The 26,417-nt window shown below is 63.8% G+C and carries 23 protein-coding genes; 13 read left to right on the top strand and 10 right to left on the bottom strand.

What is annotated here, in order from left to right; translation table 11 throughout:
* Positions 1-160: 160 nt before the first annotated feature.
* Positions 161-1,789, top strand: coding sequence for an NADP-dependent glyceraldehyde-3-phosphate dehydrogenase (locus tag FPJ27_RS06135; protein ID WP_072438443.1), 1,629 nt, complete (start codon positions 161-163; stop codon positions 1,787-1,789).
* Positions 1,790-1,862: 73 nt separating this feature from the next.
* Here the strand turns inward: FPJ27_RS06135 and FPJ27_RS06130 are convergent, their stop codons facing one another.
* Positions 1,863-2,495 (bottom strand): LysE family translocator, encoded by a 633-nt coding sequence (locus tag FPJ27_RS06130; protein WP_072438441.1) that lies wholly within the window; start codon positions 2,493-2,495, stop codon positions 1,863-1,865.
* Positions 2,496-3,087: 592 nt separating this feature from the next.
* Between FPJ27_RS06130 and FPJ27_RS06125 the strand changes: the two genes are divergently transcribed.
* From FPJ27_RS06125 to FPJ27_RS06115, 3 genes are all read left to right on the top strand, one after another.
* A complete protein-coding gene (locus tag FPJ27_RS06125; RefSeq protein ID WP_034181973.1) occupies positions 3,088-3,411 on the top strand; it encodes a hypothetical protein in 324 nt (107 codons plus the stop codon).
* A 198-nt stretch (positions 3,412-3,609) separates the two neighbouring features.
* The gene (locus FPJ27_RS06120) at positions 3,610-4,095 is read left to right on the top strand and encodes a hypothetical protein (protein WP_204423074.1); all 486 of its coding nucleotides are present in this window, start codon (positions 3,610-3,612) and stop codon (positions 4,093-4,095) included.
* A gap of 242 nt (positions 4,096-4,337) precedes the next feature.
* Positions 4,338-5,801 (top strand): PepSY domain-containing protein, encoded by a 1,464-nt coding sequence (locus FPJ27_RS06115; RefSeq protein WP_204422336.1) that lies wholly within the window; start codon positions 4,338-4,340, stop codon positions 5,799-5,801.
* A 114-nt stretch (positions 5,802-5,915) separates the two neighbouring features.
* Here FPJ27_RS06115 and FPJ27_RS06110 read toward each other — a convergent pair whose 3' ends face one another.
* Positions 5,916-7,160 (bottom strand): NADH:flavin oxidoreductase/NADH oxidase family protein, encoded by a 1,245-nt coding sequence (locus FPJ27_RS06110; RefSeq protein ID WP_204422335.1) that lies wholly within the window; start codon positions 7,158-7,160, stop codon positions 5,916-5,918.
* A 77-nt stretch (positions 7,161-7,237) separates the two neighbouring features.
* Here FPJ27_RS06110 and FPJ27_RS06105 point away from each other — a divergent pair, with 77 nt between their 5' ends.
* Both FPJ27_RS06105 and FPJ27_RS06100 read left to right on the top strand, forming a co-directional pair.
* Complete coding sequence (locus FPJ27_RS06105; RefSeq protein WP_072438431.1) at positions 7,238-7,696, top strand: MerR family transcriptional regulator; 459 nt, start codon at positions 7,238-7,240, stop codon at positions 7,694-7,696.
* A gap of 383 nt (positions 7,697-8,079) precedes the next feature.
* Positions 8,080-8,400, top strand: coding sequence for a DUF1330 domain-containing protein (locus FPJ27_RS06100; RefSeq protein WP_204422334.1), 321 nt, complete (start codon positions 8,080-8,082; stop codon positions 8,398-8,400).
* Between the two features lie 19 nt (positions 8,401-8,419).
* Here the strand turns inward: FPJ27_RS06100 and FPJ27_RS06095 are convergent, their stop codons facing one another.
* Entirely contained in the window at positions 8,420-9,256 is an 837-nt protein-coding gene (locus tag FPJ27_RS06095; RefSeq protein ID WP_204422333.1) for an NAD(P)-dependent oxidoreductase, read from the bottom strand.
* 101 nt (positions 9,257-9,357) lie between these two features.
* Here FPJ27_RS06095 and FPJ27_RS06090 point away from each other — a divergent pair, with 101 nt between their 5' ends.
* The gene (locus FPJ27_RS06090; RefSeq protein WP_204422332.1) at positions 9,358-10,461 is read left to right on the top strand and encodes a LacI family DNA-binding transcriptional regulator; all 1,104 of its coding nucleotides are present in this window, start codon (positions 9,358-9,360) and stop codon (positions 10,459-10,461) included.
* A 69-nt stretch (positions 10,462-10,530) separates the two neighbouring features.
* Here FPJ27_RS06090 and FPJ27_RS06085 read toward each other — a convergent pair whose 3' ends face one another.
* Positions 10,531-11,823, bottom strand: coding sequence for an MFS transporter (locus FPJ27_RS06085; protein WP_204422331.1), 1,293 nt, complete (start codon positions 11,821-11,823; stop codon positions 10,531-10,533).
* A gap of 320 nt (positions 11,824-12,143) precedes the next feature.
* Here FPJ27_RS06085 and FPJ27_RS06080 point away from each other — a divergent pair, with 320 nt between their 5' ends.
* Positions 12,144-13,637, top strand: a complete 1,494-nt coding sequence (locus tag FPJ27_RS06080; RefSeq protein WP_204422330.1) for a DNA-3-methyladenine glycosylase 2 family protein — start codon at positions 12,144-12,146, stop codon at positions 13,635-13,637.
* On the top strand, positions 13,634-14,167 hold the full coding sequence (locus tag FPJ27_RS06075; RefSeq protein WP_072438421.1) for a methylated-DNA--[protein]-cysteine S-methyltransferase: 534 nt from the start codon (positions 13,634-13,636) through the stop codon (positions 14,165-14,167). The genes FPJ27_RS06080 and FPJ27_RS06075 overlap by 4 nt, the downstream gene beginning before the upstream one ends.
* 28 nt (positions 14,168-14,195) lie before the next feature.
* Here FPJ27_RS06075 and FPJ27_RS06070 read toward each other — a convergent pair whose 3' ends face one another.
* Positions 14,196-15,014 carry a helix-turn-helix transcriptional regulator gene (locus tag FPJ27_RS06070; protein ID WP_204422329.1) on the bottom strand — a complete coding sequence of 273 codons (819 nt, stop codon included), beginning with the start codon at positions 15,012-15,014 and terminating at the stop codon, positions 14,196-14,198.
* Between the two features lie 77 nt (positions 15,015-15,091).
* Here FPJ27_RS06070 and panB point away from each other — a divergent pair, with 77 nt between their 5' ends.
* Positions 15,092-15,943: a 3-methyl-2-oxobutanoate hydroxymethyltransferase gene (panB, locus tag FPJ27_RS06065; RefSeq protein ID WP_204422328.1), complete on the top strand. Its 852-nt coding sequence runs from the start codon at positions 15,092-15,094 to the stop codon at positions 15,941-15,943.
* 10 nt (positions 15,944-15,953) lie between these two features.
* On the opposite strand, the gene FPJ27_RS06060 is transcribed toward panB, so the two are convergent.
* Entirely contained in the window at positions 15,954-16,445 is a 492-nt protein-coding gene (locus tag FPJ27_RS06060) for an Lrp/AsnC family transcriptional regulator (RefSeq protein WP_034181959.1), read from the bottom strand.
* Between the two features lie 156 nt (positions 16,446-16,601).
* Here FPJ27_RS06060 and glmS point away from each other — a divergent pair, with 156 nt between their 5' ends.
* The gene (gene glmS, locus FPJ27_RS06055) at positions 16,602-18,431 is read left to right on the top strand and encodes a glutamine--fructose-6-phosphate transaminase (isomerizing) (RefSeq protein WP_204422327.1); all 1,830 of its coding nucleotides are present in this window, start codon (positions 16,602-16,604) and stop codon (positions 18,429-18,431) included.
* 587 nt (positions 18,432-19,018) lie between these two features.
* On the opposite strand, the gene FPJ27_RS06050 is transcribed toward glmS, so the two are convergent.
* On the bottom strand, positions 19,019-20,344 hold the full coding sequence (locus tag FPJ27_RS06050) for an IS256 family transposase (protein ID WP_239483157.1): 1,326 nt from the start codon (positions 20,342-20,344) through the stop codon (positions 19,019-19,021).
* Positions 20,326-21,618: a hypothetical protein gene (locus FPJ27_RS06045; RefSeq protein WP_204422326.1), complete on the bottom strand. Its 1,293-nt coding sequence runs from the start codon at positions 21,616-21,618 to the stop codon at positions 20,326-20,328. The genes FPJ27_RS06050 and FPJ27_RS06045 overlap by 19 nt, the downstream gene beginning before the upstream one ends.
* 127 nt (positions 21,619-21,745) lie before the next feature.
* Between FPJ27_RS06045 and FPJ27_RS06040 the strand changes: the two genes are divergently transcribed.
* On the top strand, positions 21,746-22,222 hold the full coding sequence (locus FPJ27_RS06040) for an RES family NAD+ phosphorylase (protein WP_204422325.1): 477 nt from the start codon (positions 21,746-21,748) through the stop codon (positions 22,220-22,222).
* Between the two features lie 336 nt (positions 22,223-22,558).
* On the opposite strand, the gene FPJ27_RS06035 is transcribed toward FPJ27_RS06040, so the two are convergent.
* Complete coding sequence (locus FPJ27_RS06035; RefSeq protein ID WP_204422324.1) at positions 22,559-23,959, bottom strand: hypothetical protein; 1,401 nt, start codon at positions 23,957-23,959, stop codon at positions 22,559-22,561.
* Between the two features lie 73 nt (positions 23,960-24,032).
* A complete protein-coding gene (locus FPJ27_RS06030; protein WP_204422323.1) occupies positions 24,033-25,160 on the bottom strand; it encodes a hypothetical protein in 1,128 nt (375 codons plus the stop codon).
* A gap of 220 nt (positions 25,161-25,380) precedes the next feature.
* Between FPJ27_RS06030 and FPJ27_RS06025 the strand changes: the two genes are divergently transcribed.
* Positions 25,381-25,944, top strand: coding sequence for an acetoacetate decarboxylase family protein (locus FPJ27_RS06025; protein ID WP_204422322.1), 564 nt, complete (start codon positions 25,381-25,383; stop codon positions 25,942-25,944).
* Positions 25,945-26,417: the final 473 nt, after the last annotated feature.

The following is a 26,417-nucleotide window of genomic DNA, read 5'->3' as shown; positions in this document are numbered from 1 at the left end:
GTTCCTTTTTAATGGAACTGGTTCCAATCGCCGATTCGGCCATGTTCCCGCGTGACGTGCCGTCGTGCCCGCGTCATCATGCCGATTCAGGATCGAGGATCATTCAGCTCAGGATTCGCATCGCCCGTCCTTCCCGGACACCTAGTCAAACGAGACCGTCATGCCCGATTCCGCCTCCCTGCAGCAACTGTTTCCCGCGTATCAAGACATCCCCGCCGAGTTCCGGCTCGCTTCGCCGATTCACCAGCGCGTGTCGCTCGTCGACGGCGAACTTCGACCGTGGAACGGTGCGACCAAGACCGTGCTGTCGCCCGTGTGCGTGCGGCAGGCGGACGGCAGCGTCGAGCAGGTCGAGATCGGCAGCTATCCGGTAATGGGCGAAACGGAAAGCGACGCGGCGCTCGACGCCGCGGTGCGCGCGTACGACTCGGGCCGCGGCGAGTGGCCGACGATGAAGGTCGAGCAGCGCATCGCGTGCATGCAGGACTTCATCAAGCGGATGGTCGCGCAGCGCGAGCTGGTCGTGAACCTGATCATGTGGGAGATCGGCAAGAGCCTCGCCGATTCGCAGAAGGAGTTCGACCGTACCGTCACGTACATGACGCAGACGATCGATGCGCTGAAGGAGCTCGACAACGCGAACTCGCGCTTCGTGATCGCGGAAGGCACGATCGGCCAGATCCGCCGCACGCCGCTCGGCGTCGTGCTGTGCATGGGCCCGTACAACTATCCGCTGAACGAGACCTTCGCGACGCTGATCCCCGCGCTGCTGATGGGCAACACCGTGGTGTTCAAGCCGCCTCAGTACGGCACGCTGCTGTTCGAGCCGCTGCTCGAAGCGTTCCGCGACGCGTTCCCGCACGGCGTGATCAACACGATCTACGCGCCGGGCGCGGTGGTCGTGCCGCACATGCTCGCGTCGGGCAAGATCAACGTGCTCGCGCTGATCGGGTCGAGCAAGGTGGCCGATCACCTGAAGAAGCAGCACCCGAAGTCGCACCGGCTGCGCGCGATCCTCGGCCTCGACGCGAAGAACGCGGCGATCGTGCTGCCCGACGCCGATCTCGACCTCACCGTGAAGGAATGCCTGCTCGGCGCGCTGTCGTTCAACGGCCAGCGCTGCACCGCGCTGAAGATGCTGCTCGTGCACCGCTCGATCGTCGACGAATTCCTGAAGCGCTTCACCGCCGCGCTCGAACAGCTGAAGATCGGCATGCCGTGGGAGAAAGGCGTCAGCATCACGCCGCTGCCCGGCATGCATCGCACGGCCTACATGACGGACGCGATCGACGACGCGAAGGCCAAGGGCGCGCAGGTCATCAACCACTCGGGCGGCGAATTCAGCAAGACGCTGTTCTATCCGGCCGTCGTGTATCCGGTATCAGAAGGAATGAAGCTGTACCGCGAGGAACAGTTCGGGCCGATCATTCCGGTCGCGCCGTTCGACGACGTCGACACCGCGCTCGACTACGTGACGACGTCGGATCATGGCCAGCAGGTCAGCATCTTCGGTTCCGATCCGGTGCAGATCGGCGCGCTCGTCGATCCGCTCGTGAACCAGGTGTGCCGCGTGAACATCAACTGCCAGTGCCAGCGCGGGCCCGACGTGTTCCCGTTCGCGGGCCGCAAGGATTCGGCAGAAGGCACGCTGTCGGTGAGCGATGCGCTGCGCGCGTTCTCGATCCGCTCGATGGTCGCGGCGAAGCAGACCGACAGCAGCAAGCAGTTGCTCGACTCGATCGTGTCGGATCACACGTCGAAGTTCATCAATACGGGCTTTATTTTCTGAAGCCATCGTGAAGCGGGAACCCTCCGCCGCGCGTCGATGCTGCGGAGGGACTCAGCGAGCAACGCGCTGTTTGTCATGCGTTCGACGCCAGCAGCCTGATCCCCGCCACGCCGAACACGACGGCGAGGCACGCTTCCATCGCGCGACGGCCGCGCACATACAGCCGGCGCGCGCCGTCCATCGAGAACACGAGCGCATAACCGCCGAACACCAGGCACCCGATCACGACACAGCCCGGCACGACGGCGCCGTGCGACGCGCCCGCGCCGTTCGACGACAGCGCGACGATCGACACCCACACGAGAATGGCTTTCGGATTGGTCAGGTGCAGCATCGCGCCGCGCATGTAGAAGCGCGACAGCCGCTGCTCGCGCGCCGCGTTCGGCGATGCCGCCGCCGTGCCCGACAGCGCCGTGCGCCCCGACTTGAATGCGAGCCACAGCAGGTACAGCCCGCCGAAGATCTTGATCGCGACCAGCAGCTTCGACCATGCGAGTAGCGCAGCCGACACGCCGAGCGCCGCCACGGTCGCCCAGAACATCGACCCCGAAATGACGCCGAGCGCGAACGCGAGCGCCGCCTTGCGGCCCTGGTTCGCGGCGACCGACATGATCGCGAGATTGCTTGGCCCCGGGCTGGCCGTACCGATGAAATAGGCCGTGTAGGCCAGCAGCAGGTTGGCCGAGAAGAAGGCGTGGACGCTCATGTCGAATCTCGCAGGGTTGGTTCCGGGATTGTTGGCAAACGCGGGCCGTCTGCCCATGGACAATTGCGCGGCCAATCGCTGGGCCAGTTCGACGGCCACGCCAATCGAATCGCCGTTCGTGAAACCGTCTCGGATATGAAACACCCGGCACATTCACCGCCCGTTTCCGCCATGCAACGGAGCTCGTCCCGTTTCGACGTCCCCGCCAGCGAACGCACGGCAGACGCGGGCGGAACGCGTGGATCGGCACGTTTCGGCCGTTCGCCGACAGAAACGCACCGCGCGTTCCGCCCGCGTTACGTTACATCCGTGAAGCATTTCGCGTCGCCGAGCCCCTCCGTGAGCCTGACGTCCACCACGCCCCGCCTGTAGACATCCTCCTCGACCGCCTGCGCAACCCACTACCGGCGGGACTCGCCGGCCGGCGCCGGATCGCCGCTCGACATCGCTCGACAATCGGATCGCGGCGCTGGTACGGAAACTGCATTCCGTTCCGGTAAAAGCCGCGCCGACGACCCGCGCGGACACAAATTCAACCTCGGGCGCATCCACGAATACGCCCGAACGATCCGCGCAAGCAACGAGGCCCCTCATGGATGCGCTGCCCAATTCGTCCGACACGGCGTTCCAGCTCTTTCTCGCGAAGGTGCTCGAACAGCCGCTGCCCGACTGGACCGAAAAACAGCAGATGGAACTCGAGATGGCACGCACGCTGTCGACCGAAATGGTCCACATCGCCGAAGAGATGCGCGGCCGCGCGCCCGACCTCCCGCGCTGCCTCGTGCTGCTTCGCTACGCGAAGGTGCTCGACTTCATGCTGACGTCGCTCGCCGCGCGCCGCGACATTCATCCGCAGACGCTGCGCACGCTGTTCCGGCTCGCGAACCTGAAGGTCGACGATTCGTATCCGGCGTGACGCGGCCTGGCGAGGCGGATTCCGTCAAGGGCACTTCCCGATACGACGGAATGCGCGCATCGATCGCCGCCGCGATCACGAAGCCGGGCGATGCATGACGCGGTAACCCCTCGCACACGCCCGCTCGCTCGCCGGCTTATCCCGATCATCAGCGCTGTGGCCGGCCCCTCCCCGCAAACGGATGTACAATCGCGCGCCATGAACGCACTTCGCCGCTTCCTGCTCCGGCAAGGCGTCGCGCGACAGCTTCTGTGGGGTTTCCTCCTCGTGACGCTGCTGTCCCGCGCGCTGATGTCGGGTGCCGTGATGCTCGATCCGGACGGTCCGGATGCGGGCTCGGTGGTGCTGTGTTCGGGCCGTGGCCCGCTGATCGTCGACGTGGCCGCACTGGCCGCACGCTTCGACGCCAGCACGCCGATCACGCCGGCCAACGATGCGCTGGCGCTCGTCGATGCGCTCAAACACGACGCGCACGCCGACAAGACGGCACCCTCCGGAAACAGCGACAGCCTCTGCGCATTCGGCGCCGCACTGTTCACGGCACTCGCGTCGTTCGTCCTGCTGGTGCTGCTGTTTCCCGCCGCGATTCCGCGGCGTTTCCGGATTCCTCCCGATTTCCTTCCCGTCGTGCGATCGATATTCGACGATCGCCCGCCCTCCCGCGCCCCTCCTCTGTTCTGCTGAACGTTCCGCCCAGCGGCTCGTGCACGTCGATGTGCATGAGCCTTCATGCCGTTCGTTTCACTAAACCCGATTCAAGCGTTCACCCGACTGTCCGCGTCGCGCGGGCGGCGCCGCCTTGCGCATGGCCTGCGCATCAGGCCGCGTTGCCCATTACGTCGACGCTCGCATGCCGGTGTGCGGCGCGTTGACGGCGGCCGGCCTGCGCCGGCCTCGCCGATCGACGATCATGAGGAGCTGACATCATGTCGACCACCATCGAGCGGGCGATCTCGCCCGCCCATTCCGCAAGCGCCGGTTACCGGACGCTCTGGCGCTGGCATTTTTATGCCGGCCTGTTCGTCATGCCCTTCCTGGTGATCCTCGCGATCACGGGAACGCTTTATTGCTTCCAGCCGCAGATCGAGCCGCTGCTGTATCCGCACCGGCTGCTCGTCGAGTCGCGCGCCACGCCGAAGCTCGACCCGGACACGCTGCTCGCCCGTGCACGTACCGCGATGCCGACCGGTGCGACGCCGGTTTCCGTCCAGGTCTCCACCGCGCCGGACCGCAGCGCCGAATATGTGTTCCGGCTGCGCGACGGCAGCCGCGAGAGCGTCTACGTGAACCCGTACGACGGCAGCGTGCTCGGCACGCTGAGCGTCGAGCGACGCTTCATGCAGGTCGACCGGATGCTGCATCGCAAGCTGCTGCTCGGCAAGACGGGCGAGTTGCTGATGGAACTCGCCGCGTGCTGGACGTTCGTGATGATCGGCACCGGCATCGCGCTGTGGTGGCCGCGAGGCGCGGCGCGTGTCGGGCGCGCGCTGCGGCCCGACCTGTCGCTGCGCGGCCGGCCGCTGTGGAAAAGCATCCACGCGACCGCGGGCATCTGGCTCGCGGCCGGCACGGTGGCATTCATCCTGTCGGGGCTGCCGTGGTCGGGCTCGTGGGGCAAGAACTTCAAGGCGCTCGCCGCGACCGTGAACCTCGGCGCGCCGGAGGGCGCATGGGGCGGCGCGTCGGTGCGTTCGGCTCGCCCGGGCGCTGCCGCGGAGCCAGCGCGCGCGCAGGCCGCCGCGCCGTCCGGCCATCACCACGAATCGGGCGAGTCGATGCCGGGAATGGTGATGGACGACCTGCCGCTGCCGCAAACGCCGTGGGCGGTCGGCAACGTGCCCGTTCCGCATTCGCCGTCCGCGCCGACGCCGGCGCCGCTGCCGCTGGCACGCGCGATCGCGATCGTCGCGGGGCTCGGCGTGACGAGCGGCTACACGCTCGCGCTGCCGTCGGGCGCGGACGGCGTGTTCACCGCGTCGTACTTCCCGGCCGACCCGAAGGCGGAGCGGACGATCTACATCGATCAGTACAGCGGCGCGGTGCTGAAGGACATCCGCTACGACGACTACGGCGCGGTGTCGCAAGCCGTGTCGTACGGCACGTCGCTGCACATGGGTCGCTACTTCGGGCTCGCGAACCAGATCGTCTGCGCGGTGCTGTCGCTCGGGCTCGCCGCGATGGCCGTCACGGGCGCGGTGATGTGGTGGAAGCGCCGCCCGGCCGGGAAGCTGGGCGCGCCGTCGCGCGAACGCGGCACGCCGCCGATGCGCGGCTGGATCGCGGGGCTCGTGCTGCTCGGGATCGTATTCCCGCTGATGGGGATGACGATCGTCGCGGTCTGGTTGATCGACCACCTGCTGTTCGGCCGTGCGGCGCGCGCGGCAGCATGACCGCGAAGCGATTCCACCGATTCAAAGGATTCCGAAGCATGAAGTTCAGACTAATGCTACCCGCTGCCGTTCTCACGGCTTTCGTGCCTGCCCGGCAGGCACGGGAAAGCGACGTCACGCGCGCGGGCCCGCCGCGCGCCCCGCCATCCACTTCCGATAGCGCCGCGTCTGGCATTGGGCGGCGAGTTGCTGCCGGACCAGCGCGCGCAGCGGCGACACCTGCGGGTTCGTGCGGCGCCCTTCGCTGAGCCGCGTGAGCTGGAACTTGACGACGGCCATGTTGGCCAGCGCACCCAGCGCCTTGTTCTTCCACCGGATCGGCTGCAGCACCGGCGCGCTGTCCTTGCCGGCCCGCCAGTCGCGCGGCAGGTTCGGATCGATCGACAGCGCGGTCGCGATGCCGACCATCGCCACGCCGCTTTCGACCACCTGCTCGGCGACCGCGCGGCGCCGGATGCCGCCCGTGACCATCAGCGGCATCCGTGCGACGGCCGTGATGTCGCGCGCGAATTCGAGGAAATACGCTTCGCGCGCAAGCGTGCGCCCGTCGCGGGCCTCGCCCTGCATCGCCGGCACTTCATAGCTGCCGCCCGACAGTTCGACGAGATCGACGTCGAGCGGGTTCAGCAGCTCGACCACGCGCTTCGCGTCGTCCGCGCTGAAGCCGCCGCGCTGGAAGTCGGCCGAATTCAGCTTGACCGCGACGACGAACGCGGGCGATACCGTCGCGCGCACGGCCCGCACGATGTCGAGCAGCAGGCGCGCGCGATTTTCGATGCTGCCGCCCCACTGGTCCTGCCGGCGGTTCGTCAGCGGCGACAGGAACTGGCTCAACAGATAGCCGTGCGCCGCGTGAATCTGCACGCCGGTGAAGCCGCTTTGCTCCGCAAGCTGCGCCGCGCGCACGAAACGCTGCTGCACCTCGGCGATATCGGCCTCCGTCATTTCCTTCGGCACCGGGAACTGCTTCGACAGCGCGCCGAGCGCGAGCGGCACGGCCGACGGCGCGAGCGTCGTCTGGCCAAGCGCCGCCTGCATCTGGCGCCCCGGGTGGTTGATCTGCATCCACACGTGCCCGCCGCCCGAGCGCGCGATCTGCGCCCAGCGGCGGAAGCGGTCGAGATGCGTGTCGCTCTCGAGCACGACACCGTTCGGCCCGGTCATCGCGCGGCCGTCCACCATCACGTTTCCGGTCAGGATCAGCCCGGCCTGGCCGTCGGCCCAGGCCTGGTACAGGCGCAGCAACGCGTCGGACGGCGCGTGGTCCGCATCGGCCATGTTCTCTTCCATCGCGGCCTTGGCCAGCCGGTTCGGGATCACCGCGCCGTTGGGCAGTGTCAGGGGCGTAAACAGGTTCATGGAGCGCATCCTCGATTGACGATGCCCAACGATAACTTTAAAGTCAACTTTAAGGTCAAGCCCCTTTGGAGCACCCCATGAAAATCGGCGAACTGGCGCGGGCCAGCGGCCTCGCGGCGTCGCGCATCCGCTTCTACGAAGCGAGCGGCCTGCTCGAACCGGCCCGCCGGCAGGCGAACGGCTATCGGGAATACGGGCCGGAAGCGCTCACGCGGCTCGCGATCATCGACCGCGCGCAGCGCGCGGGTTTCGCGCTCGACGAAATCCGCGCGCTGCTGCCGCCCGATCTCGGCGCATGGGCGCGCGACGAGCTGCTGGTCGCGCTGCGGCACAAGGTCGACGAGATCGCGCTGCTCGAACAGCGTCTCGCGCAGAACCGGCGCCATCTGGAGACGCTGATCGACGAGATCGAGAACAAGCCGGCGGGCGAGGATTGCGCGGGTGCCGCGCAACGCATGCTCGACCGGCTGTGCGAGCAAGCCGGCGAACCGCTGGCGCCGGCGCCCGTCGCACGGCCGACGCGCAAGCGCGCGTGACCGATTGCACGGCGGCACCCACCGATCCATCAACCCGCGCGGCGGCGAGACGAGCCGACGCGTACGCGCCGGCTTCCGCACCGCGACCTCCTGACCTTATCTGCATGACGATCCCCCATTTCAGAGGATTCCTCATCGCTGCGCTGCTGACATCCGGTATCGGCAATGCATGCGCCACGCAGTGCGGCGACACGCCTGCGTCGCTCTGACGGTAATAGGCTCGCGCGCGTGAAAGCCGTTGCACCGCGCGAGCGGTGGGCAGGTCGGCGCGCTTGCGCGCGGCTGTGCGGATTCGCTTACGTCTCAGGTAATCGACGCGCGCCGCCCGCGCCGCGATCATGGCTCCATCGACCGACGAACCGCGTCACGCCAGGAAGCCCGCCATGACCGCCTATGCCATCGCCCACCTGCACGACGTCGACATGTGCGACGACATCGTCGAATACCTCGAACGCATCGACGGCACGCTCGCGCCGTTCGACGGCCGGTTCGTCATTCACGGCGCGCGGCCGGAGGTACGCGAAGGCGTGTGGCGCGGCGACCTGATCGCGATCGCATTCCCGGATCTCGACACGGCGCGCGCATGGTACGAGTCGGAGGCGTACCGGCAGATCCAGCCGCTGCGCGCACGGCACGCGAGCGGGCCGCTGATCCTGATCGACGGCGTCGATGAACGGCACAAGGCGACCGACATCCTGCGGTGAAACCCGACGCCTGCGATACCTACGAAGCGTTGCGCTCCATCGGCTCGCCGACGACGAAGCCGCCGCCCTGGAACCGCTGCGCGGGATCGTCGTAGTCGGCGGTCGGCGCCGTGACCGGGAACAATCCCGCGAACTGCTCGGAGCTGTCGCGCGGACGGAAGCCGAGGAAACCGGCCTTCGTGTTGTCCCACCACTTCACCGGGTTGTCCGACGCGCCGTAGACGATCGCGTGGCCAACGCGGTTCGTCAGCAGCGAGCAGCGCACGAGCTCGATGAAGTCGCGATAGCTGAGGAACGTCACGAGCATGCGCGGGTTCTTCGGCACCTCGAACGACGAGCCGATCCGCAGGCACACGGTCTCGATCCCGAAGCGGTCGAAGTAGTAGCGCGACAGCGATTCGCCGAAGCACTTCGTCACGCCGTACAGGCTGTCGGGGCGCAACGGCGAATCGGCGTCGAGCACTTCCGTGACCGGATGGAAGCCGATCGCATGGTTCGAGCTCGCGAACACGACGCGCTTCACGCCGTGCTTGCGCGCGGCTTCATACAGGTTGTACGTGCCGGAAATGTTCGCGCCGACGAGATCGTCGAACGGCGCATCGATCGAAATGCCGCCGAGATGGACGATCGCGTCCACGCCGTCGACGAGCTGCATCACCGCCGGCCGGTCGGCCAGATCGACGACACGGGTTTCTTCATGCGCGGCCGCGTCGCCGAGCGCCGCGATATCGCTGACGCGCACGACGTCGGCCCATTGCGCGAGTGCGCCGCGCAACTGGCGGCCGAGGTTGCCGGCCGCGCCCGTCAGCAGCAGGCGCCCGAACGGTTTGCGCGCACCGGTGGATGAGGCGTTCATCGAATCTCCTTCTCCTTGAATCTGACCTGGACTCCGATCCGGTTTTTACCCCGAATCGGAAAACGTTTTCCAACTATACGCGGGACCGCAACCGAACGTCAATGGTCGAACCTGCTCGCAGCCATCCGCACTTTCCCGATATCGCCCCGTGGCCGCGCGCGGGCTTTTTCTGCCACAATCCGGCGTTATCGAACGAAAACGTTACCCTTCCGATGAAAAAAGTTTCCCCGACGATCCGCGACGTGGCCGCGGAAGCCGGCGTGTCGGTCGCGACGGTATCGAAATACGTGAACGGCACGCAGCGCTTCTCGCCGGCGGTCGAAGCGCGGCTCAAGGAGGCGATCGACCGGCTCGGCTACCGTTCGAACCCGCTCGCGCGTTCGATGATCACCGGGCGCACGCGCACGATCGGCCTCGTGATCCTCGACATCAGCAATCCGCACTTCACGAACGTGGTCAAGGGCGCGAACCGGATCGCGCTGCAGCACGACTACACGCTGCTGCTCGTCGATACCGAGGAGAACCAGGCACGCGAACGCTCGCTGATCGAGGCGCTCGCGCAGCGCGTCGACGGGCTGATCGTCAGCACGCGGATGCCCGACGACGAGGCCGGCTGGATGCTCGATCTCAACAAGCCGCTCGTGCTGCTGCGCCGCAGCCCCGGCCTGCCGATTCCGAGCGTCGGCATCGACAACCGGCTGTCGACCTACATGCTCGCGCGCCACCTGCTCAATCTCGGGCACACGCGCATCGCGTATCTCGGCTTCGGCACCGCACGCGTGAACGACGAACGGATCCAGGGCGCGCGCGACTGCCTCGCCGAAGCGGGGCTCACGCTCGACGTGCACGACGCGCACGCACCGACGGCCGAAGCCGGCGAACGCGCGTGCTCGCGCGTGATGCTCGGGCCGCAGCGCCCGCAGGCCGTGATCTGCTACAACGACCTGATCGCGCTCGGCTTCATGAAGGAAGCCGCGTCGCTCGGCTTCCGGCTGCCGCAGGACGTGTCGGTCGCGGGCATCGACAACGTGCCGTACGGCGAATACGCGGCGCCCGCGCTGACCACCGTCGACATCCAGAGCGAGAACATGGGCGAGCTCGCGATGCAGAAGCTGATCGACGCGCTCGCGGGGCGCACCGATGCGAGTTATTCGACGTTCGAGCCGCGGCTGATCATGCGTGCGTCGACGGCAGCAGCCGGTTGAGTCGCCTGCCGAGCGCCTCAAAACGAAAACGCGCCGCCCATGGCGGCGCGTTCGTTTTCCGAACTACGATCAAGCGTCGAGTTTCGCGGGCTTCATCTTCGGCGTGAGCACGTGCATGATCGCCAGCGCGAGCAGGTACGCGAGCGCGCCGATCGCGAACAGCACCCAGTAGTGGCCCGTGCGTTGCAGCACCTGGCCGATCACTTCCGAGAACAGCACGCCGCCGATCGAACCGGCCATCCCGCCGATGCCGACCACCGACGCGACCGCGCGGCGCGGGAACAGGTCGGACGCCGTCGTGAACAGGTTCGCCGACCAGCCCTGGTGCGCGGCGGCGGCGAGGCCGACGATCAGCACCGCGATCCACAGGCTCTGCACCTGCGACACGAACGCGATCGGCAGCACGCAGCACGCGCAGATCAGCATCGCCGTCTTGCGCGCGCGGTTCACGCTCCAGCCCGCGCGCAGCAGCATCGACGACAGCCAGCCGCCGCCGATGCTGCCGACCGTCGTCAGTGCGTAGATGCAGACGAGCGGCAGGCCGATGTGCTGCATGTCCATCCCGCGCGACTCGTTGAGCCACTTCGGCAGCCAGAACAGGTAGAACCACCACACCGGGTCGGTCAGGAACTTGCCGACCAGGAACGCCCACGTCTCGCGTTTGCGGATCAGCTCGCCCCAGCGCGGCGCACCGGCGTTCGCGTTCGCCGCGTCCAGCGCTTCGGCTTCGTCGCGCGGTTCGTCGTATTCCGCGGCGAGCGCGCGCGTGTCGGCCTGCCGATAGAGCACGAGCCACACCGCGAGCCAGATGATGCCGATTGCACCGATGATCACGAACGCCGCGCGCCAGCCGTAGGCCACCGCGATCGCCGGGATGATCGCCGGCGCGAACACCGCGCCGATGTTCGCTCCCGAGTTGAAGATGCCGGTGGCGAGCGCGCGTTCGCGGCGCGGAAACCATTCGGCCGTCGTCTTGATCGCGGCCGGGAAGTTGCCGCCCTCGCCGATCCCGAGCAGCGCACGCACGAACGCGAAGCCCGTCACCGAGCCGACCGCCGCATGGAGCATCGCGGCGATGCTCCATACCAGCATCGCCACCGCATACGACACGCGCGTCCCGAGCCAGTCGACGATGCGCCCGAAGCCGAGCAGCCCGAGCGCATAGAACGCGGAAAACGCCATCACGATGCGGCCGTACTGCACCTGGCTCCAGCCGATGTCGTGCTGGAGCATCGGCGCGAGCAGGCCGAGGATCTGCCGATCCATGTAGTTGATGACGGTCGCGAAAAACAGCAGCGCACAGACGGTCCAGCGGTAGCGGCTGGCGACGGCGCGCACCGTGCCGACGACGGCAGATTGCATGAATGTCTCCGATGCGCGGCCGCGCCCGTCGCGCCGCACGATATTCGTTGACCGGCGACCGGCGCCGGGGCGGACGGCCATGGCGCGCTGTCGCGCACGGCCGATCGCCAATCCTTCTGGAAAACGTTTTTCAAAGCATAGGGCGTCGGCCGGCACGCTGTCAGTCGGGGATTTCGATGAGTCATCTCAAATTGGTCGCGGTAAAAGAGACGACTGTTTCGAAGAGTGGTATTAACCGTTTTTCCCGGATTTTCCAGCGCGCGAATCGGGGCACGGACGCCGATACACATGTCCGATTCCGGCCAGAATCGATGACGGGGATGGTTTACAGTCGTTTCATGCGCCTCGATCCCGACACCTGCTACGACGCCCTGCTTTCGCGGAACCGCCGCTTCGACGGCTGGTTCTTCGTCGGCGTCGCGACGACGGGCGTGTATTGCCGCCCCGTCTGCCCGGTGAAGCCGCCGAAAGCGCAGAACTGCAGCTATTACCCGACCGCCGCGGCCGCCGAGAAAGCCGGCTTCCGGCCGTGCATGCGCTGCCGCCCCGAACTCGCGCCCGGCCACGGCTTGCTCGACCTCTCAGGCAATCTCGCTGACGCGGCCGCCACGCTGATCGAGGACGGTTTCCTGAACGAGCATTCCGTCGACGCGCTCGCGCGGCGCGTCGGCGTGACCGAACGCCATCTGCGCCGGATCTTCGCCGCGCAGTTCGGCGTATCGCCGGTCGAGTTCGCGCAGACGCACCGGCTGCTGATGGCCAAGCGGCTGCTGACCGACACCGCGCTGCCGGTGGCCGTCGTCGCATCGACGGCCGGGTTCGGCAGCGTGCGGCGCTTCAACGACCTGTTCCGGCAGCGCTACGGCCTCAATCCGCTACGGCTTCGCAAAGGTGCCGGCGCGTCCGCCGATGGCGACATGACGTTCCCGCTGCCATACCGGCCGCCGTTCGCGTGGGCCGACCTGATGCGCTTTCTCGCGCAGCGGCAGATCGACGGCGTCGAGCGGATCGACGCGCAAGGCTATGCGCGCGTCGTCGAATTGCCGAATCGCAACGATGGTGGCCGCCTAACCGGGTGGTTATCCGTCGCGCACGTGCCGCAGCGCTTCGCGCTGGCCGTCACCGTGTCGCCCGCGCTGACGCCGGTCGTGCCGGCCGTGCTCGCGCGCGTGCGGCGGCTGTTCGATCTCGACAGCCGCCCCGACGTGATCGACGCGCATCTCGGCGCACTCGCGAGCGGCTCGCCCGGCTTGCGCGTGCCCGGCGCGTTCGACGGCCCCGAAATCGCACTTCGCGCGATCGCGGGCGAACGGCTCGCGGCCGCGCATGCGGGTGCGGTGCTCGCGCGCATCGCCGAACGCTTCGGCACTAAGGTAGAAGGCGCGCCGCCGGGGCTGACGCACGCGCCGCCTTCCGCGGTTACGCTGGCCGCCCTGCCGCCGGCGGCGCTTGAAGAACTCGGCATTACGCGCGAAACGGCACGGGCGATCCTGTCGCTCGCACGCGCTGTCACCGACGGCATGCTCGCACTCGAACCGATGGCGCCGCTCGACGCGACGCTCGCCGCGCTGCGCGCGATGCCCGGCTTCGACGAGCGCGCGGTGCAGTACGTCGCGATGCGTGCGATGGCCTGGCCGAATGCATTCCCGGCCGACGATGCGTTGCTTCCCGCCCGCGGCGAACACATCGAACACATCGAACACATCGAACGCTCGCGCATGCCATCATCTGCGCCGCATGCCTCGCGCTGGGCGCCGTGGCGCGCGTATGCCGCATTGCATGTGTGGCGCCTTCAAGGAGACGTATTGCGATGACTCCCGCTCACCTGATTCCGAGCCCGCTCGGCGACATCGCCGTGCGCATCGAGGACGATGCGCTGACGGGCCTGTTCTTCGTCGGCCAGAAATACTTCCCGTCGCTTTCGATCGCGCAGGAAGCAAACGCGCTCGTCACTTCGCCGATCGCGCGCAAGGTCGCGGAAGAAATCGCGGAATACTTCACCGGCATGCGCGAGACGTTCTCGGTGCCGATCCACCTGCGCGGCACGACGTTTCAACGGCGTGTATGGAAGGAACTGCTCGCGATTCCGTTCGGCGAGCTCGTGTCGTACGGCGACATCACCGAACGCGTCGGGTTGCCGATGAGCGCCGCGCGCGCCGTGGGCGGTGCGGTCGGCCGGAACCCGGTGTCGATCATGGTGCCGTGCCATCGCGTGGTCGGCGCGTCGGGCAGCCTGACCGGTTATGCGGGCGGCATCGACCGCAAGCGCGCGCTGCTGTCGCTAGAAGGTGCCGGGTTCGAGCGTGGCGCACATCATCCGGTGCAGACAGCGCTCGCGTTCTGAGTGACGGCACGCGGCACGCGTGGCCGCATCACGCGTTCAATACAGGCCGGCGCGCTTCACGCTTCGCATACGCACCGGGCGTCATGCGGAATTTCGCCTGGAACAGCGCGATGAACGACGACGTCGAGTCGTAGCCCAGTTGCGCGGCCACCGCGCCGATCGGCTCGCCGGCGTCGAGCAGCGGCAGCGACGCGAGCAGCCGTACGGCCTGCCGCCATTCGGTGAACGACAGCCCCGTGTCCTGCCGGAACAGCCGCGACAGCGTGCGCCGCGTCGCGCCGACCTGATGGCCCCATTCGTCGAGACTGCGCGTATCGCCCGGATGCGCATGCAACGCGCGCGCGATTTTCAGCAGGCGCGGATCGCGCGGCAGCGGCACCGTCAGCGGCGCCGGCCGCATCCGCGCGATCCGGTCGGCGATCAGGCAGACGAGCGCGCCGTCCGGCCCCGCTTCGTCGTAGTTCACCGGCAATTCGGCCGTGGCAATCACCAGCTCGCGCAGCAGCGGCGTCATGCAGAGGATCGTGCAATCGTCGTTCGCATCGCTGCGCGCGATCGCTTCGTCGAGATACAGGCTGTGGAACGCGACGCAATCGCGCGTCGACACCGCATGCGGCACGTGCGGCGGAATCCACATCGCGTAGTGCGGCGGCAGCAGCAGCCGGCCCGACGGCGTCGACACCTCGAGCACGCCGCTCGTCGCATACATCAGCTGGGCCCACGGATGACTGTGCGCGTCGACGCTCACGTTGCCGGGAATCCCGAACGCACGCACGTACAGCGGCCTCGGCAGGCGCGCCATCGGCGGCGCCGCGTAAGGGTCACCCGATTGTCCTGCCAGCAACATAAGACGTCCTCCGAAGGTCATTGCACGAACGAGCGCGATGCTACCGTGGCGGCTCTTCTTTCACACGGCTTCCGAACATGAGCGCTCATACCCGCACCACCCGCAAGACCGTCACCGCGATCCGTTCGACCAAAGGCATCGGCAGCCTCGTGTCGCTGACCGCGTATTCCGCGCCGATGGCGAAGCTCGTCGACGACGTGGCCGACGTGATCATCGTCGGCGATTCCGTCGGCATGGTGTTGTACGGGATGCACGATACGCTGCGCGTCACGCTCGACATGATGATTGCACACGGTGCGGCCGTCGTGCGCGGCGCCGCGCAAGCGTGCGTCGTCGTCGACCTGCCGTTCTCGACGTACCAGGAATCGCCCGCGCAGGCCTATCGCTCCGCCGCGCGGCTGCTCGCCGAAACCGGCGCGCAGGCCGTGAAGCTCGAAGGCGGCAGCGAGATGGCCGACACCATCCGCTTCCTGACCGAGCGCGGCATACCGGTGATGGCGCATGTCGGCCTGATGCCGCAGCAGGCCAACGCGACCGGCGGCTTCCGCGCGCAGGGCATGGACCCGCGTTCGGCCGCGCAAGTGTTCGACGCCGCATGCGCGGCCGAGCGGGCCGGCGCGTTCAGCGTCGTCATCGAAGGCACCGCCGAAGCGCTCGCGCGCCATCTGACTGAAACGCTGACGATCCCGACGATCGGCATCGGCGCATCGCCCGCGTGCGACGGACAAGTGCTCGTGACCGAGGACATGATCGGTGCGTTCGATGCATACACGCCGCGCTTCGTGAAACGTTACGCCGATGCGAATACGGTGATGCGCGACGCGATCCGCCAGTACGCGCACGACGTGCGGCAGCGCGTGTTTCCCGAACCGGCGCATTGCTTCGGGTATGGCAAGCCGCTGCAACTGGCGGACGCGGCCGCCGCCTGACACGACGCGATCACGCGCGCTTGCGCATCGCATGCGCGACCCGCGCGTTCGCCTCGAATTTCGCGCGATGCGTCGAGAAGAACGTCCGCACGTTGCGGACGTTCGATGCGCCGGTGAACAGCCGCCGCGCGAATTCGTCGTATTCGGCGACGTCGGCAAGATCGGCCACCACGACGAAATCGGGGCCCGGCGACACGCGGTAGCACTGCGTGACGGCCGGCTCCGCGCAGACGTACGCTTCGAACGCGTCGTAGTCTTCGGCCGTCTGCCGGTCGAGGCTGATCTCGATCAGCGCCGTGACGGCCGTGCCGATCGCGACCGGATCGAGCACCGCGACCTGCCGGCGGATCACGCCGGCTTCCGTCAGCCGGCGCACGCGACGCATGCAGGTCGGCGGCGACGACAGCGCGCGCTCGGCCAGTTGCAGGTTCGACACCGACGCGTCGTCCTGCAGGATCGCGAGGATGCGCAGGTCGAGATCGTCGAGGGTGATGCCGGCCATCGGCGGCTCCTTCCGGTCAGGGCGTGAAATTTAATTTCAGCATGATAGACGATCTACGCGTCGTTTCATTTATGTCGATATTTTGAAATTTAATTCCATTCAACCGCCTCTACCATCGCTCTCACTGATCCAGACAGGACATTTACGGAGCGCGATATGTGTGGAATTGTCGGGGCGGTCGCCCAGCGGGACATCCTGCCGAACCTTGTCGACGGCCTGAAGCGGCTCGAATACCGCGGCTACGATTCGTGCGGCGTCGTGGTCTACCGCGACCGTGCGCTGGCACGTGCCCGCAGCGTCGATCGCGTGGCCAACCTGCAGCGCGAGATCGCCGAGCATGCGCTGTCGGGTTACACCGGCATCGCGCATACGCGCTGGGCCACGCATGGCGCACCCGTCACGCTCAACGCGCATCCGCACTTCTCGCCGAGCGACGCCAACGCGCGCATCGCGCTGTCGCACAACGGGATCATCGAGAACTGCGACCAGTTGCGTGCGGAACTGCAGGCGCAGGGCTACGTGTTCGCGAGCCAGACCGACAGCGAGGCGATCGCGCACCTGATCGACCACCTGTACGACGGCGACTTGTTCGATGCGGTGCGGCGCGCGGTCGCGCGACTGCGCGGCAGCTACGCGATCGCGGCGATGTGCCGCGACGAGCCGCATCGGATCGTCGGCGCGCGCGACGGGATGCCGCTCGTGGTCGGCGTAGGCGAAGGCGAGAATTTCCTGGCGTCCGACGCGATTGCGCTGTCGGGCATCACCGATCGCATCGCGTATCTGGAGAACGGCGACGTCGCCGATATCCAGCTGCATCGCTACTGGATCGTCGATGCGGCCGGCCAGCGCGTCGAGCGCACGGTGCAGCGGGTCGCCGCGCATAGCGGCGCGGCCGATCTCGGGTCGTACCGCTACTACATGCAGAAGGAGATCTTCGAGCAGCCGCAGGCGGTGGCTGATACGCTGCTCGACGTCGCGTCGATCATGCCCGAGCTGTTCGGCGACGGTGCGTGGCGGGTGTTCAACGATGTCGACTCGGTGCTGCTGCTTGCGTGCGGCGGCAGCTATCACGCGGCGCTGACCGCGAAGTACTGGATCGAGAGCATCGCGAAACTGCCGGCGAGCGTTGAAATTGCCAGTGAGTTTCGCTATCGCGACAGCGTGCCGAATCCGCGCACGCTGGTTGTCGCGGTGTCGCAGAGCGGCGAGACGGCTGACGTGCTCGGCGCGGTGCATGTCGCGAAGCAGCGCGGGATGATGCATACGCTCGCGATCTGCAACGTCGCGACGAGTGCGTTGATGCGCGAATGTGCGCTGCAGTTCGTGACGCGGGCGGGGATCGAGATCGGGGTGGCTTCGACGAAGGCTTTTACGACGCAGCTCGTTGCGTTGTTCTTGCTGACGTTGTCGCTTGCTCAGGTGCGCGGGCGGTTGAGTGATGAAGAAGAGAAGGAACATCTGCGTGCGCTGCGGCATCTGCCCGACGCGATGTCGAAAGTGCTCGCGCTGGAGCCGCAGATCATGGCGTGGTCGGAACTGCTCGCGCGACGCGACAACATGCTGTTTCTCGGGCGCGGGATGCATTACCCGATCGCGCTCGAGGGCGCGTTGAAGATGAAGGAGATTTCTTATATTCACGCCGAAGCGTATCCGGCCGGCGAGTTGAAGCATGGGCCGCTTGCGCTGGTGAGCAACGAGATGCCGGTGATTGCTGTGGCGCCGAATGACATGCTGCTCGAGAAGCTTCGGTCGAACATGCATGAGGTCAGTGCGCGGAACGGGCGGCTTTTTGTGTTCGCGGATGTGGACTGTGGGCTGGTGCCGAGCGACGGGATCGAGGTGATTCGGCTCAATGAATACTACGGGCCGCTTTCGCCGATTCTGCATACGGTGCCGATGCAGCTTCTCGCCTATCACGCTGCGCTAGCGCGGGGGACGGATATTGATAAGCCTCGGAATCTGGCTAAGTCGGTGACGGTGGAGTGATGACACGCTCGACTCGCCTCGTAAATGCTAAGTTGCATTAATTCCGGTTACGGGCGCTTGATTTAGGTTTGGTTACGAGGGCCTTTTGTGCCGCTAAGCCTTTCCTGACAAGGCGTAACTGAAACTGTTGTCAAAGGGGCGCCGGAGCTATTTTCGGCGCCCTTTTTTGCGATTGCCTTGCAGATTTCACAGATTGCACAGGAGCGACGCCCCACTGAGCGGACGTTCGCGTCCTCATTGTCGGCCTGAGCGGCCCACCCTCCAGACCTTTCAGCCACCCGACGCCCCCCCACCTGCCCGTCAATGGGCGACGACCTGTTGCCTCGGTTGGGCCCGCTCCGCAAATTTCTCGTAAAACGGCTCGTAGATTTCAAAGAGGTGCGCTGGCAGTTCGGGGCCCAGATACGGCTTCTCGTTCAGGAGCTCCGAAAGCAACAAAAGGCGCCTTTCGGGCTCGCGTCGCCTCCGCGAGTAGTCTTCGAAGAAGGATGCGAACCGGCACTGCCCCCTACGCACGGCTTCAATGAGACGGTCAAGGTGGTCGAGAGCAATCGTCAAGACTGGTGTACGCGGGTCGGGCGGCATGATCAGGCGGCTAGCGCTTGAGGAGCCGGTGTGCTTTCCATCACCGGGGTGCCGTCCTTGAAGGGAATGCCCTTCAGAAGCGGTTCGATCCTGTCGACGCCGCGGATCTTCCTCCAGGTCTGCTCGGCCGCTTCGATCAGCTTGAACGCCATCGCGAGGAAGGTCGAGCGCGACAGACAGTTGCGCGTGCGGCTCGTGCGGTGGCGCACCGTCGCGAACGTCGATTCAATCGGATTCGTGGTCCGCACGTGCTGCCAGTGTTCGGCCGGGAAGTCGTAGAACGCGAGCAGTGCGTCGCGGTCTTTCGTGAGCTTCTCGACGGCCTTTGGGTACTTGGCCGCGTACGTGTCGACGAACTGGTTGAACGCGGCGATTGCGTCGGCTCTTGTCGCGGCATTCCAGATCTCGGCGAGCGCAACCTTGGCCTTGCCGTGCTGCGATTTGGGCATGACGTTGAGTATGTTGCCGATCTTGTGAAACCAGCAGCGCTGGTGCCGTGTCTGCGGGAACACCTCTTCAAGCGCCGCCCACAGCCCCATCGCGCCATCGCCGACGGCAAGCAGCGGCGGCGCCTGCAGACCTCGTTTCTTCAGATCGAGCAGCAGCTCTTTCCAGGATTCCTTCGATTCGCGATAGCCGTCGTTGAGCGCCACGCGCTCCTTGCTGCCGTCCGGTTTCACGCCGATGATCACCAGCAGGCACTGCCCGTCCGAATCCTCTGCGCGGGCTTGCGTATGGATGCCGTCGGCCCACCAGTAGACCCAGCGCGAGGTGGACAGGTCGCGCTTGTTCCACTTCTCGTACTCTTCTGACCAGGCGGCCTTCAGGCGGCTCACGACGCTCGCTGACAGCCCTTTAGCCTGTTCGCCGAGCAGCTCGGACAGTGCGTCGCCCATGTCGCCGGTTGAGACTCCTCGCAGGTACAGCCACGGCAGCGACGATGACACGCGCGGCGACTTGCGCACATAGGGCGGCACGATCGTCGAATTGAACTTGATGCCGGAGCCCGAACGATCGCGGACCTTCGGCACCTGAACGGGCACCGGACCGACTGCCGTGACGATCTCGCGCTCTGGCAGGTACCCGTTGCGCACGACAGCGCGCCGGCCATCGATCGTCTTCACATTCGAATACTGTTCGAGCATTGCCGCCAGTTCCGCCTCGATTGCCTGCTGGATGATCCGCCGCGCCCCTTGCTGGATCAGATCGTCCAGGCCGGGCGTACCCTTGATGTCTGCTTCTGTTGTTTGACTGCCGCTCGTATCCTGCGTAAGTTTCGCCATGGTGGTGGAGTTCGATTGAGGAAGTGTTACCGTGAGAAGCAACATTCTCCTTCAATCGCCACCGCCTTCTCCTGCCTCAACCCTACGCCGCATACACCACTTTCAACGATAGCTCGGTGGTCGACGCTGAGGATGTACACGGGATTATCCGATGCGAATTGGTCCGCGCTCGTCGTAAACAGTTGGTCCGTCTCAGCTGCAAAGAGGTCACCGTAGGTGATGACAACTTTGTGCACAGTTGCTCCGGGGCGAGCTTTTCGCACGAAGGCCTCGACGTTTCGGAGCTGCCCATCTGCCTTTCTGACGGTCGCACTGAGCTTCGAAGCATAGTCGCGGGCGGTTCCATTAGCCGGAAGCGTGTGGGTGAGCGCTTTATTCTTGACCTCCAGCAACACAACATCGGCTCCGTCCAAAACTGCGAAGTCGCAACATTGACCTTCGACAAGGAAACGTGCGCGAACCTCGTTTTCGCCCAGGACCTCGACACCCGTCAGGGCCAAGGTGCGACCGACATACGCCTCGAACAACTTCTCGAAGGCCTGGCGAACTCCGTTGCTTTCGCTTCGGCCTACGATGTCACTTAACGCGTACCCCAAGTTGCGGTCGAGGCCGCATCGTCCCCAGAAAAACCACATCTTATTGAACGCCGTGAAAGGCGAACGATAGAGAAGGTTCGGCTGAAACCACTCGTCCGGACTGACTTCACGCATCTGTTGCGCGGTTACTTCTCGCGGGACAAGCATAGTTCGATAGAACCGTTCGACAGGCTCCTTGCCAAATATTTTCCACAGGCCCACGCGATAGTCCGCAGCGACGACCCTAGAGATGTTCTCGAGAGAGTGCTGACGAAACAGGGTGGCCATCCCGAGGAAGTCCATCGGCGGCATACCCAAGGTGTCCTCAAACAAGCGATAAAGATGCGAGGTTGGTTGAAGCTGATTGACAAGGTCAATCTGCCTAGCGAAGGGGCCAAGTTCCTGCTCACGCTGGTGCGGAATCTGCGGCATTATCAAAGAGCGAAGCGTGAGATGAAATGAACGCGTAGGGCCAAACCCAGGGAACGCGTGGTTCATCACGTCCCAGGAACTGTCGATGCAACGTCGCAAATCTTGCTTCGAGATTGCCATGCGACCATACATTCGTGCATCGTCGCGCAGCACCCAAACGGCGAGGCGCTCGGCGAGCCACGGCGCATGCATCTTCCCATCCTTTGCTGTGGATTCGGTTCCGATGAAGCGGGAGAGTTCGCCTAGAACGCTGGGGTAAGCATATTTCCTCAGCTGGTTGCGAACAGGACGAATTGCTTCTGCGTAAGTCATCTGCATACTCGAACTCGGCGGAAAACAGTCAGCGAGCGACTCGTTACGGGCACGGTCCGCTGGCTGCTCGTATCATGCCACGTTGACCACATACCGTTGTACCACTGCGAATCGCTGAGGAACTACCTTGCCTGCCCGGCTCGAAAATGCTCGTTCCAGCCAGAATCTCAGTTTTTTCCAGCCAGACTTCAGCAAACAGCGTGCTCGACGTCAGTTTCTACGCATATTGCATGAGCAGATTGCTCAACCGGTCACGCCCGGACGCGAGTCGGACTATCTCATCACTCAAACGATGGCCGAGTTCCTCTCGCACCTCGCGACGCCGCCGTTCGACGGCATCATGTTCCAATCGACACAACGACGCGGCGGAACCAACATCGTCTTGTTCCCGAATACCCTGGTCGACGATTTTGGTGAACCTCAAGCCCTTCCGGTTTCCCTCACGGACGGGAAAGTGAACGTCTACAAAACCCGGTCGGTTTCCTACACCCATGAGCGACAGCTTTTTTATAGCTCTCCCGAATCAGACGAAGTTATTCCGCTCGGAACACCCGACTTCCAACCCGAAATTGAACCCGATGGCTTCTGGAACGGTGATTTTTGACGACGGTGCAGACGCTTCACCACTTGGGTCACAAAATTGTGCTGAACACGGGACATGATAATCGCCGTGTGCTAGTCTCCAGAAAACGGGGGAGCAGCCCTCAAGAAGGCTCATAATCAAGTATCTGCAAGGGGATATACGTGTGAGACGGCAAACTCGCGCGTCGGGGCATGGCCGAGCGTTGAGGCAAACGGGTGCAAGTTCTGGGCGCTTACGCTTTCGCGCTCCGGCCGCCTTTCCCGCGCCAGCGTGTCTGTGACTGGTTTGATACGGAGTCTATAGTCGCTGGCGGGCCGGGGTCGGGAGAGGCGGAGACTTTACTCGGGCTACCTGTTCTCAGCGCACGAACAATTCGTTTGCCGGATGTCTTAAGTCGCGATTCATTGCCTCAGAGGCTTGACGATAACGGTAGCTGAACCGTCGAAGAGAACGCTCGAGCACTTCGCTCGCGTAGGATGACAGTTCATAACGTTGCAGCATCTCATTCGCCACGTCGATATGTCCAAAAAATAGCAATGAGTTCAGTACGTGCTCCAACGCCAGTGGCTTATCCATGAGGTAGAAGGCGGATTGCCGCAATCTCGCTTCTCCAGCATCACCGTCGGCCACGAGGTCGCGAGTACATAGCTCTCGCTCTCTTTCAAATTCCTCGGTATATCTAGAGTTGTTCCTTGAGAAGTAGTACAAAGCCCTGATTTCACCGAGCGCTTCTAAAGATATATTAGCCATGAGACTCGGCCAAATTTCGGCTCGCAACGCGGCGTGCGCACGTATTTCCTCCAGCAAACCTGAATCGTCGTTGCCGACTTCTGCATCGAGTAAGGCATCATTCCCGTCAGGCGCGGGAGCATGTCGTTTCTTCAAATCGTCAAGGTCAATAAATTTGCACCATGAATCGAAATAGAGAGTAAGCTGCGTTGTCTTCACATGAGCGAGCGCCCGAGGAGCCTCAATAATGGCAGCCATTTCGATGTTCGCCTCGATGACTTTCACCGCTCGAGAAAACTCGTTGGAACTGATATTAAAGCGCTTTCGAATCTCGGCCTTTGCTACATCGAACTCCCGTGTACCCCATACGGCTCTCGGAGGTAGTTGATAGGCGATGCATACAAGGTCGAATCGCGAGAGCCGCGCAGTGTAAGTCCTGTGTCGATACTCATCACCAAGAAAATTTCCTTGGTAGTTCAACGCTTTCAATCCCTCAATCAGTGCGGGAAATTTTCCCCAGAGAACTCCAAGGTTGATTATCGCAAGCTCCGTCAGGTGTTTTTGATTCTCCCGTCCAAACGGATAGCGAAAAACTTGCCCCGTGGCATCTACTTTTGCAAAATCCGATATAGCCGTGTCTAACGGCTCTATGACTGTCTTATAGCGCGAGTCGAGCGTGACTGCGTGCTCCTTAAAATAACGCCATAATTTCCCGATATCGTGTGATGCCTGGACATCTATGTCCGGCAGGCGATAATCATGATGAACCAGTGGGCGCAACGATTCGATAGCCGCCTTTATGTACAGTTCTATCGCGTGGCGCATGTTAAAGCAGATAGGGTAAACAAAGGTGTCTGTCGGATACTTCAGGCCTCGGTGGCGCAGTACCTGCTCGAGCAGCACCTGCGCAGCGTTTGCAAAGCCTTCTGCATAATCCACGATGTCAGGCGAGCCGTTGTCCCCTACGCAAGCATTCGCCCACGACGGTTCGGCGTTTCTGAATGTTTCGTTGGCAAATTTCTGCGACATGTCGGATTGCAATAGCTAGCGGTCGGAGCATAATTTTACGCAACAGCTACGGCTTTGCCATGCCGAATGCGCATCAATACCCTTCCCCCTGCTCCCATAACCCACGAACGTCACGAGCGCCGAAGCGCAGTCGCGGGAACTCGCCGAGTTCGCGCGCGGCATCGAAGACCTGAAAATAGGCTCCAAGGAAACTGCCTTGATTTGGGCAGAAAGTCGTATATTTATGCAACTCGGCATAGTCGAGCGCGATACACGGCAGCTTCGTCTCGTCGAACGCACTAAACAAAGACTTGCTGTATTCGGCATAGGTATCGGTGAATAATTCTCGAACAATAACCAACGACAGAAGATGGTGCTTGCTGATGTCTACACGGACCTCGCGTTCACCAACCATCATGCGAAACGGCCGCGTGGCATCCGCGTAACCCACTGCGCCTACTACCTGCTTCAGGGCATCGTTTACCTGATGCACCGACATCAGCTTCTTCCTTTTCAAGGTGCGCTGTAGCGTTTTCTCTGTATTCGGTGAGTCCTTCGCCTGCACAATCAGACACAGGTCGTCGGTTATGACGATGACGTCCGCAATTTCTTCTTTGTCGTAGTGACGCCTCGGCGCGTGATAAATCTGCTCGGGCTTGAAGACCCGCTGGAGCATCAAAATGATGTCAAGCTCCTGAAATGCTCCTGGCTCCTCCCGCTCCAGCGACGTGATTGCGTATCCCTGGCCGCCGTGAAACTGGTACATCTGTGGGCGTGTGTCGGTTATCGTCAAGTCCTCCGAAAACAATGGCTCCTCGAATCGCACGGAAATCGCGTCAGCGTCGTCGGCCACTGTTCTGAGGCCAAACCACATGTTCGCCTGCTCATGTGCCTGACCGAAGCTTGAGTCACTTAGCGAGGTAAATCTCACGTGCTCCAAGCGCATCTGCGCCATCAGAGGAACATCGACCTCGGCTCTATAACCTAACAGCTCACGATTCTGCTCATCAAATATGTGAACCAGAATCTCACGCCTGCTCAACAGATACAGAAGGTCGAGGGATGGGCCGTCATCCGTCAAGAGACGCCATAACGTTAGCGGACAATCCTCGTCGTCAAAAAATGCGCTCATCAGCCCTACCGTTGACTGCCCGTTCAGTTCAACAGGGACGACGTAAATCTTGAATCCTCGATTCATCTTCGCCGGGAGGAGATAAGACACCGGCATCTTCAAGACGAGCCGCAACGTGCCCTCTTCCGGCGCACGTACACAATGGATACCCCCGGGATAGCCAAGGACCTCTCGATAAAGTTCTGGTCGTTCTATCGAAAGCACTGTCCAGTACCTCGCAGTTCAGAATCAAACTTCCGTAGCCGGATGCACCGCGCACGCCTGCGTCGGAGCTTACCGCAACGAAGGCACCGCCACCAGCCGCTTGTAGATGTGGGATAAGCAATATGAAGGCACGACGATGCTTTACATCCAGGTCAGCGGCGACATGCCTGTTTCCATTGGACGCGAGATGTGGGGAGAGCCGAAGAAGACCGGTTTCGCGCAACTCTACGTCGACGGTCATCAGATGCATGGCTACGGCGAACGCAATGAGGTGCGTCTCATCGAAGTCGACGGCGAATTTGGACCGGACCTTGGGCCCGTTGAGATGGAAGGTCTCGACTTTGAACTGAAGGCCACGCTGCACGTGAGCGGCTTTGGTTTGCAGGACGACGTAGTGCTCACCTGCATGAAGAACCGGGAAGCGTATCGGGTGCGTCGCGAAGGTAACGTCAGCCTGAAATTCAATGGGAATGAAATGGCCCCCTCCATACGATTCCCGTGGTCAAGGTCGGCAAGGCCTACTATTCGCAGGGCGAGTCTTCGTGGACAGTTCCGTGGTTCGACGTTCTCTCCGACCGCGCGGCACACGTTCCCTACATCTACGGTCAGAAATACGACGACTTCCGATTCTTTCCGACTGCTCGTCGATTTCGTCGCGGCGGCGACCTGAAGTAGTTTGACGGCAGGGAAGCAACAGACGCCGTTGGCCCACGTCGTCGGCCTTGAGGAAACGTCTTCGACAGCTCAAGCAGGCTACCCGGTTGGCCGAGGTTGTGGGCTTCGGCGAAGACGTCGATGCACTCGGGGTTGCGCTCGGTCTCGAGCAGCTGCGCTAGGTCCATGTTTGCCTGCACGTGCCCCTGGCGCGCAGCTCGTCGACTTGGAGAGCACGGTTGCTCGAGGCTCGGGCGTCCGCGTAACGCTGCCGCGAGGAGTCCGCCTTCTGCTGTCCTCAGCCGACTGGGTTCGTGTTGAGCGCTCGCCAAGCGAGCGTTTGCGGGAGTGTCCGCCGCGTCGCATGAAGATTGCTTCAGGGTTAGTGATAGCGGACTTCCCAGTCGTCACTCTGCGATAACGCAAAAGCGGAAACCGAAGCAATAACTCAGAAATCAGACGCGCACAGCGTTCCACCTGCACATCAGT

The organism is Burkholderia sp. MS455 (genome assembly GCF_016899445.1).
Lineage (GTDB): Bacteria > Pseudomonadota > Gammaproteobacteria > Burkholderiales > Burkholderiaceae > Burkholderia > Burkholderia pyrrocinia_C.
The sequence above is the reverse complement of the archived record's forward strand: the minus strand, read 5'-3'. Positions and strand labels throughout refer to the sequence as shown.

Excerpts from the sequence above, each read along its gene's own strand:
- FPJ27_RS06135 (WP_072438443.1), top strand. The coding sequence starts at position 161 with ATGCCCGATTCCGCCTCCCTGCAGCAACTGTTTCCCGCGTATCAAGAC.
- FPJ27_RS06130 (WP_072438441.1), bottom strand. The coding sequence starts at position 2,495 with ATGAGCGTCCACGCCTTCTTCTCGGCCAACCTGCTGCTGGCCTACACG.
- FPJ27_RS06125 (WP_034181973.1), top strand. The coding sequence starts at position 3,088 with ATGGATGCGCTGCCCAATTCGTCCGACACGGCGTTCCAGCTCTTTCTC.
- FPJ27_RS06120 (WP_204423074.1), top strand. The coding sequence starts at position 3,610 with ATGAACGCACTTCGCCGCTTCCTGCTCCGGCAAGGCGTCGCGCGACAG.
- FPJ27_RS06115 (WP_204422336.1), top strand. The coding sequence starts at position 4,338 with ATGTCGACCACCATCGAGCGGGCGATCTCGCCCGCCCATTCCGCAAGC.
- FPJ27_RS06110 (WP_204422335.1), bottom strand. The coding sequence starts at position 7,160 with ATGAACCTGTTTACGCCCCTGACACTGCCCAACGGCGCGGTGATCCCG.
- FPJ27_RS06105 (WP_072438431.1), top strand. The coding sequence starts at position 7,238 with ATGAAAATCGGCGAACTGGCGCGGGCCAGCGGCCTCGCGGCGTCGCGC.
- FPJ27_RS06100 (WP_204422334.1), top strand. The coding sequence starts at position 8,080 with ATGACCGCCTATGCCATCGCCCACCTGCACGACGTCGACATGTGCGAC.
- FPJ27_RS06095 (WP_204422333.1), bottom strand. The coding sequence starts at position 9,256 with ATGAACGCCTCATCCACCGGTGCGCGCAAACCGTTCGGGCGCCTGCTG.
- FPJ27_RS06090 (WP_204422332.1), top strand. The coding sequence starts at position 9,358 with ATGGTCGAACCTGCTCGCAGCCATCCGCACTTTCCCGATATCGCCCCG.
- FPJ27_RS06085 (WP_204422331.1), bottom strand. The coding sequence starts at position 11,823 with ATGCAATCTGCCGTCGTCGGCACGGTGCGCGCCGTCGCCAGCCGCTAC.
- FPJ27_RS06080 (WP_204422330.1), top strand. The coding sequence starts at position 12,144 with ATGGTTTACAGTCGTTTCATGCGCCTCGATCCCGACACCTGCTACGAC.
- FPJ27_RS06075 (WP_072438421.1), top strand. The coding sequence starts at position 13,634 with ATGACTCCCGCTCACCTGATTCCGAGCCCGCTCGGCGACATCGCCGTG.
- FPJ27_RS06070 (WP_204422329.1), bottom strand. The coding sequence starts at position 15,014 with ATGTTGCTGGCAGGACAATCGGGTGACCCTTACGCGGCGCCGCCGATG.
- panB (WP_204422328.1), top strand. The coding sequence starts at position 15,092 with ATGAGCGCTCATACCCGCACCACCCGCAAGACCGTCACCGCGATCCGT.
- FPJ27_RS06060 (WP_034181959.1), bottom strand. The coding sequence starts at position 16,445 with ATGGCCGGCATCACCCTCGACGATCTCGACCTGCGCATCCTCGCGATC.
- glmS (WP_204422327.1), top strand. The coding sequence starts at position 16,602 with ATGTGTGGAATTGTCGGGGCGGTCGCCCAGCGGGACATCCTGCCGAAC.
- FPJ27_RS06050 (WP_239483157.1), bottom strand. The coding sequence starts at position 20,344 with ATGTTGCTTCTCACGGTAACACTTCCTCAATCGAACTCCACCACCATG.
- FPJ27_RS06045 (WP_204422326.1), bottom strand. The coding sequence starts at position 21,618 with ATGACTTACGCAGAAGCAATTCGTCCTGTTCGCAACCAGCTGAGGAAA.
- FPJ27_RS06035 (WP_204422324.1), bottom strand. The coding sequence starts at position 23,959 with ATGTCGCAGAAATTTGCCAACGAAACATTCAGAAACGCCGAACCGTCG.
- FPJ27_RS06025 (WP_204422322.1), top strand. The coding sequence starts at position 25,381 with ATGTGGGATAAGCAATATGAAGGCACGACGATGCTTTACATCCAGGTC.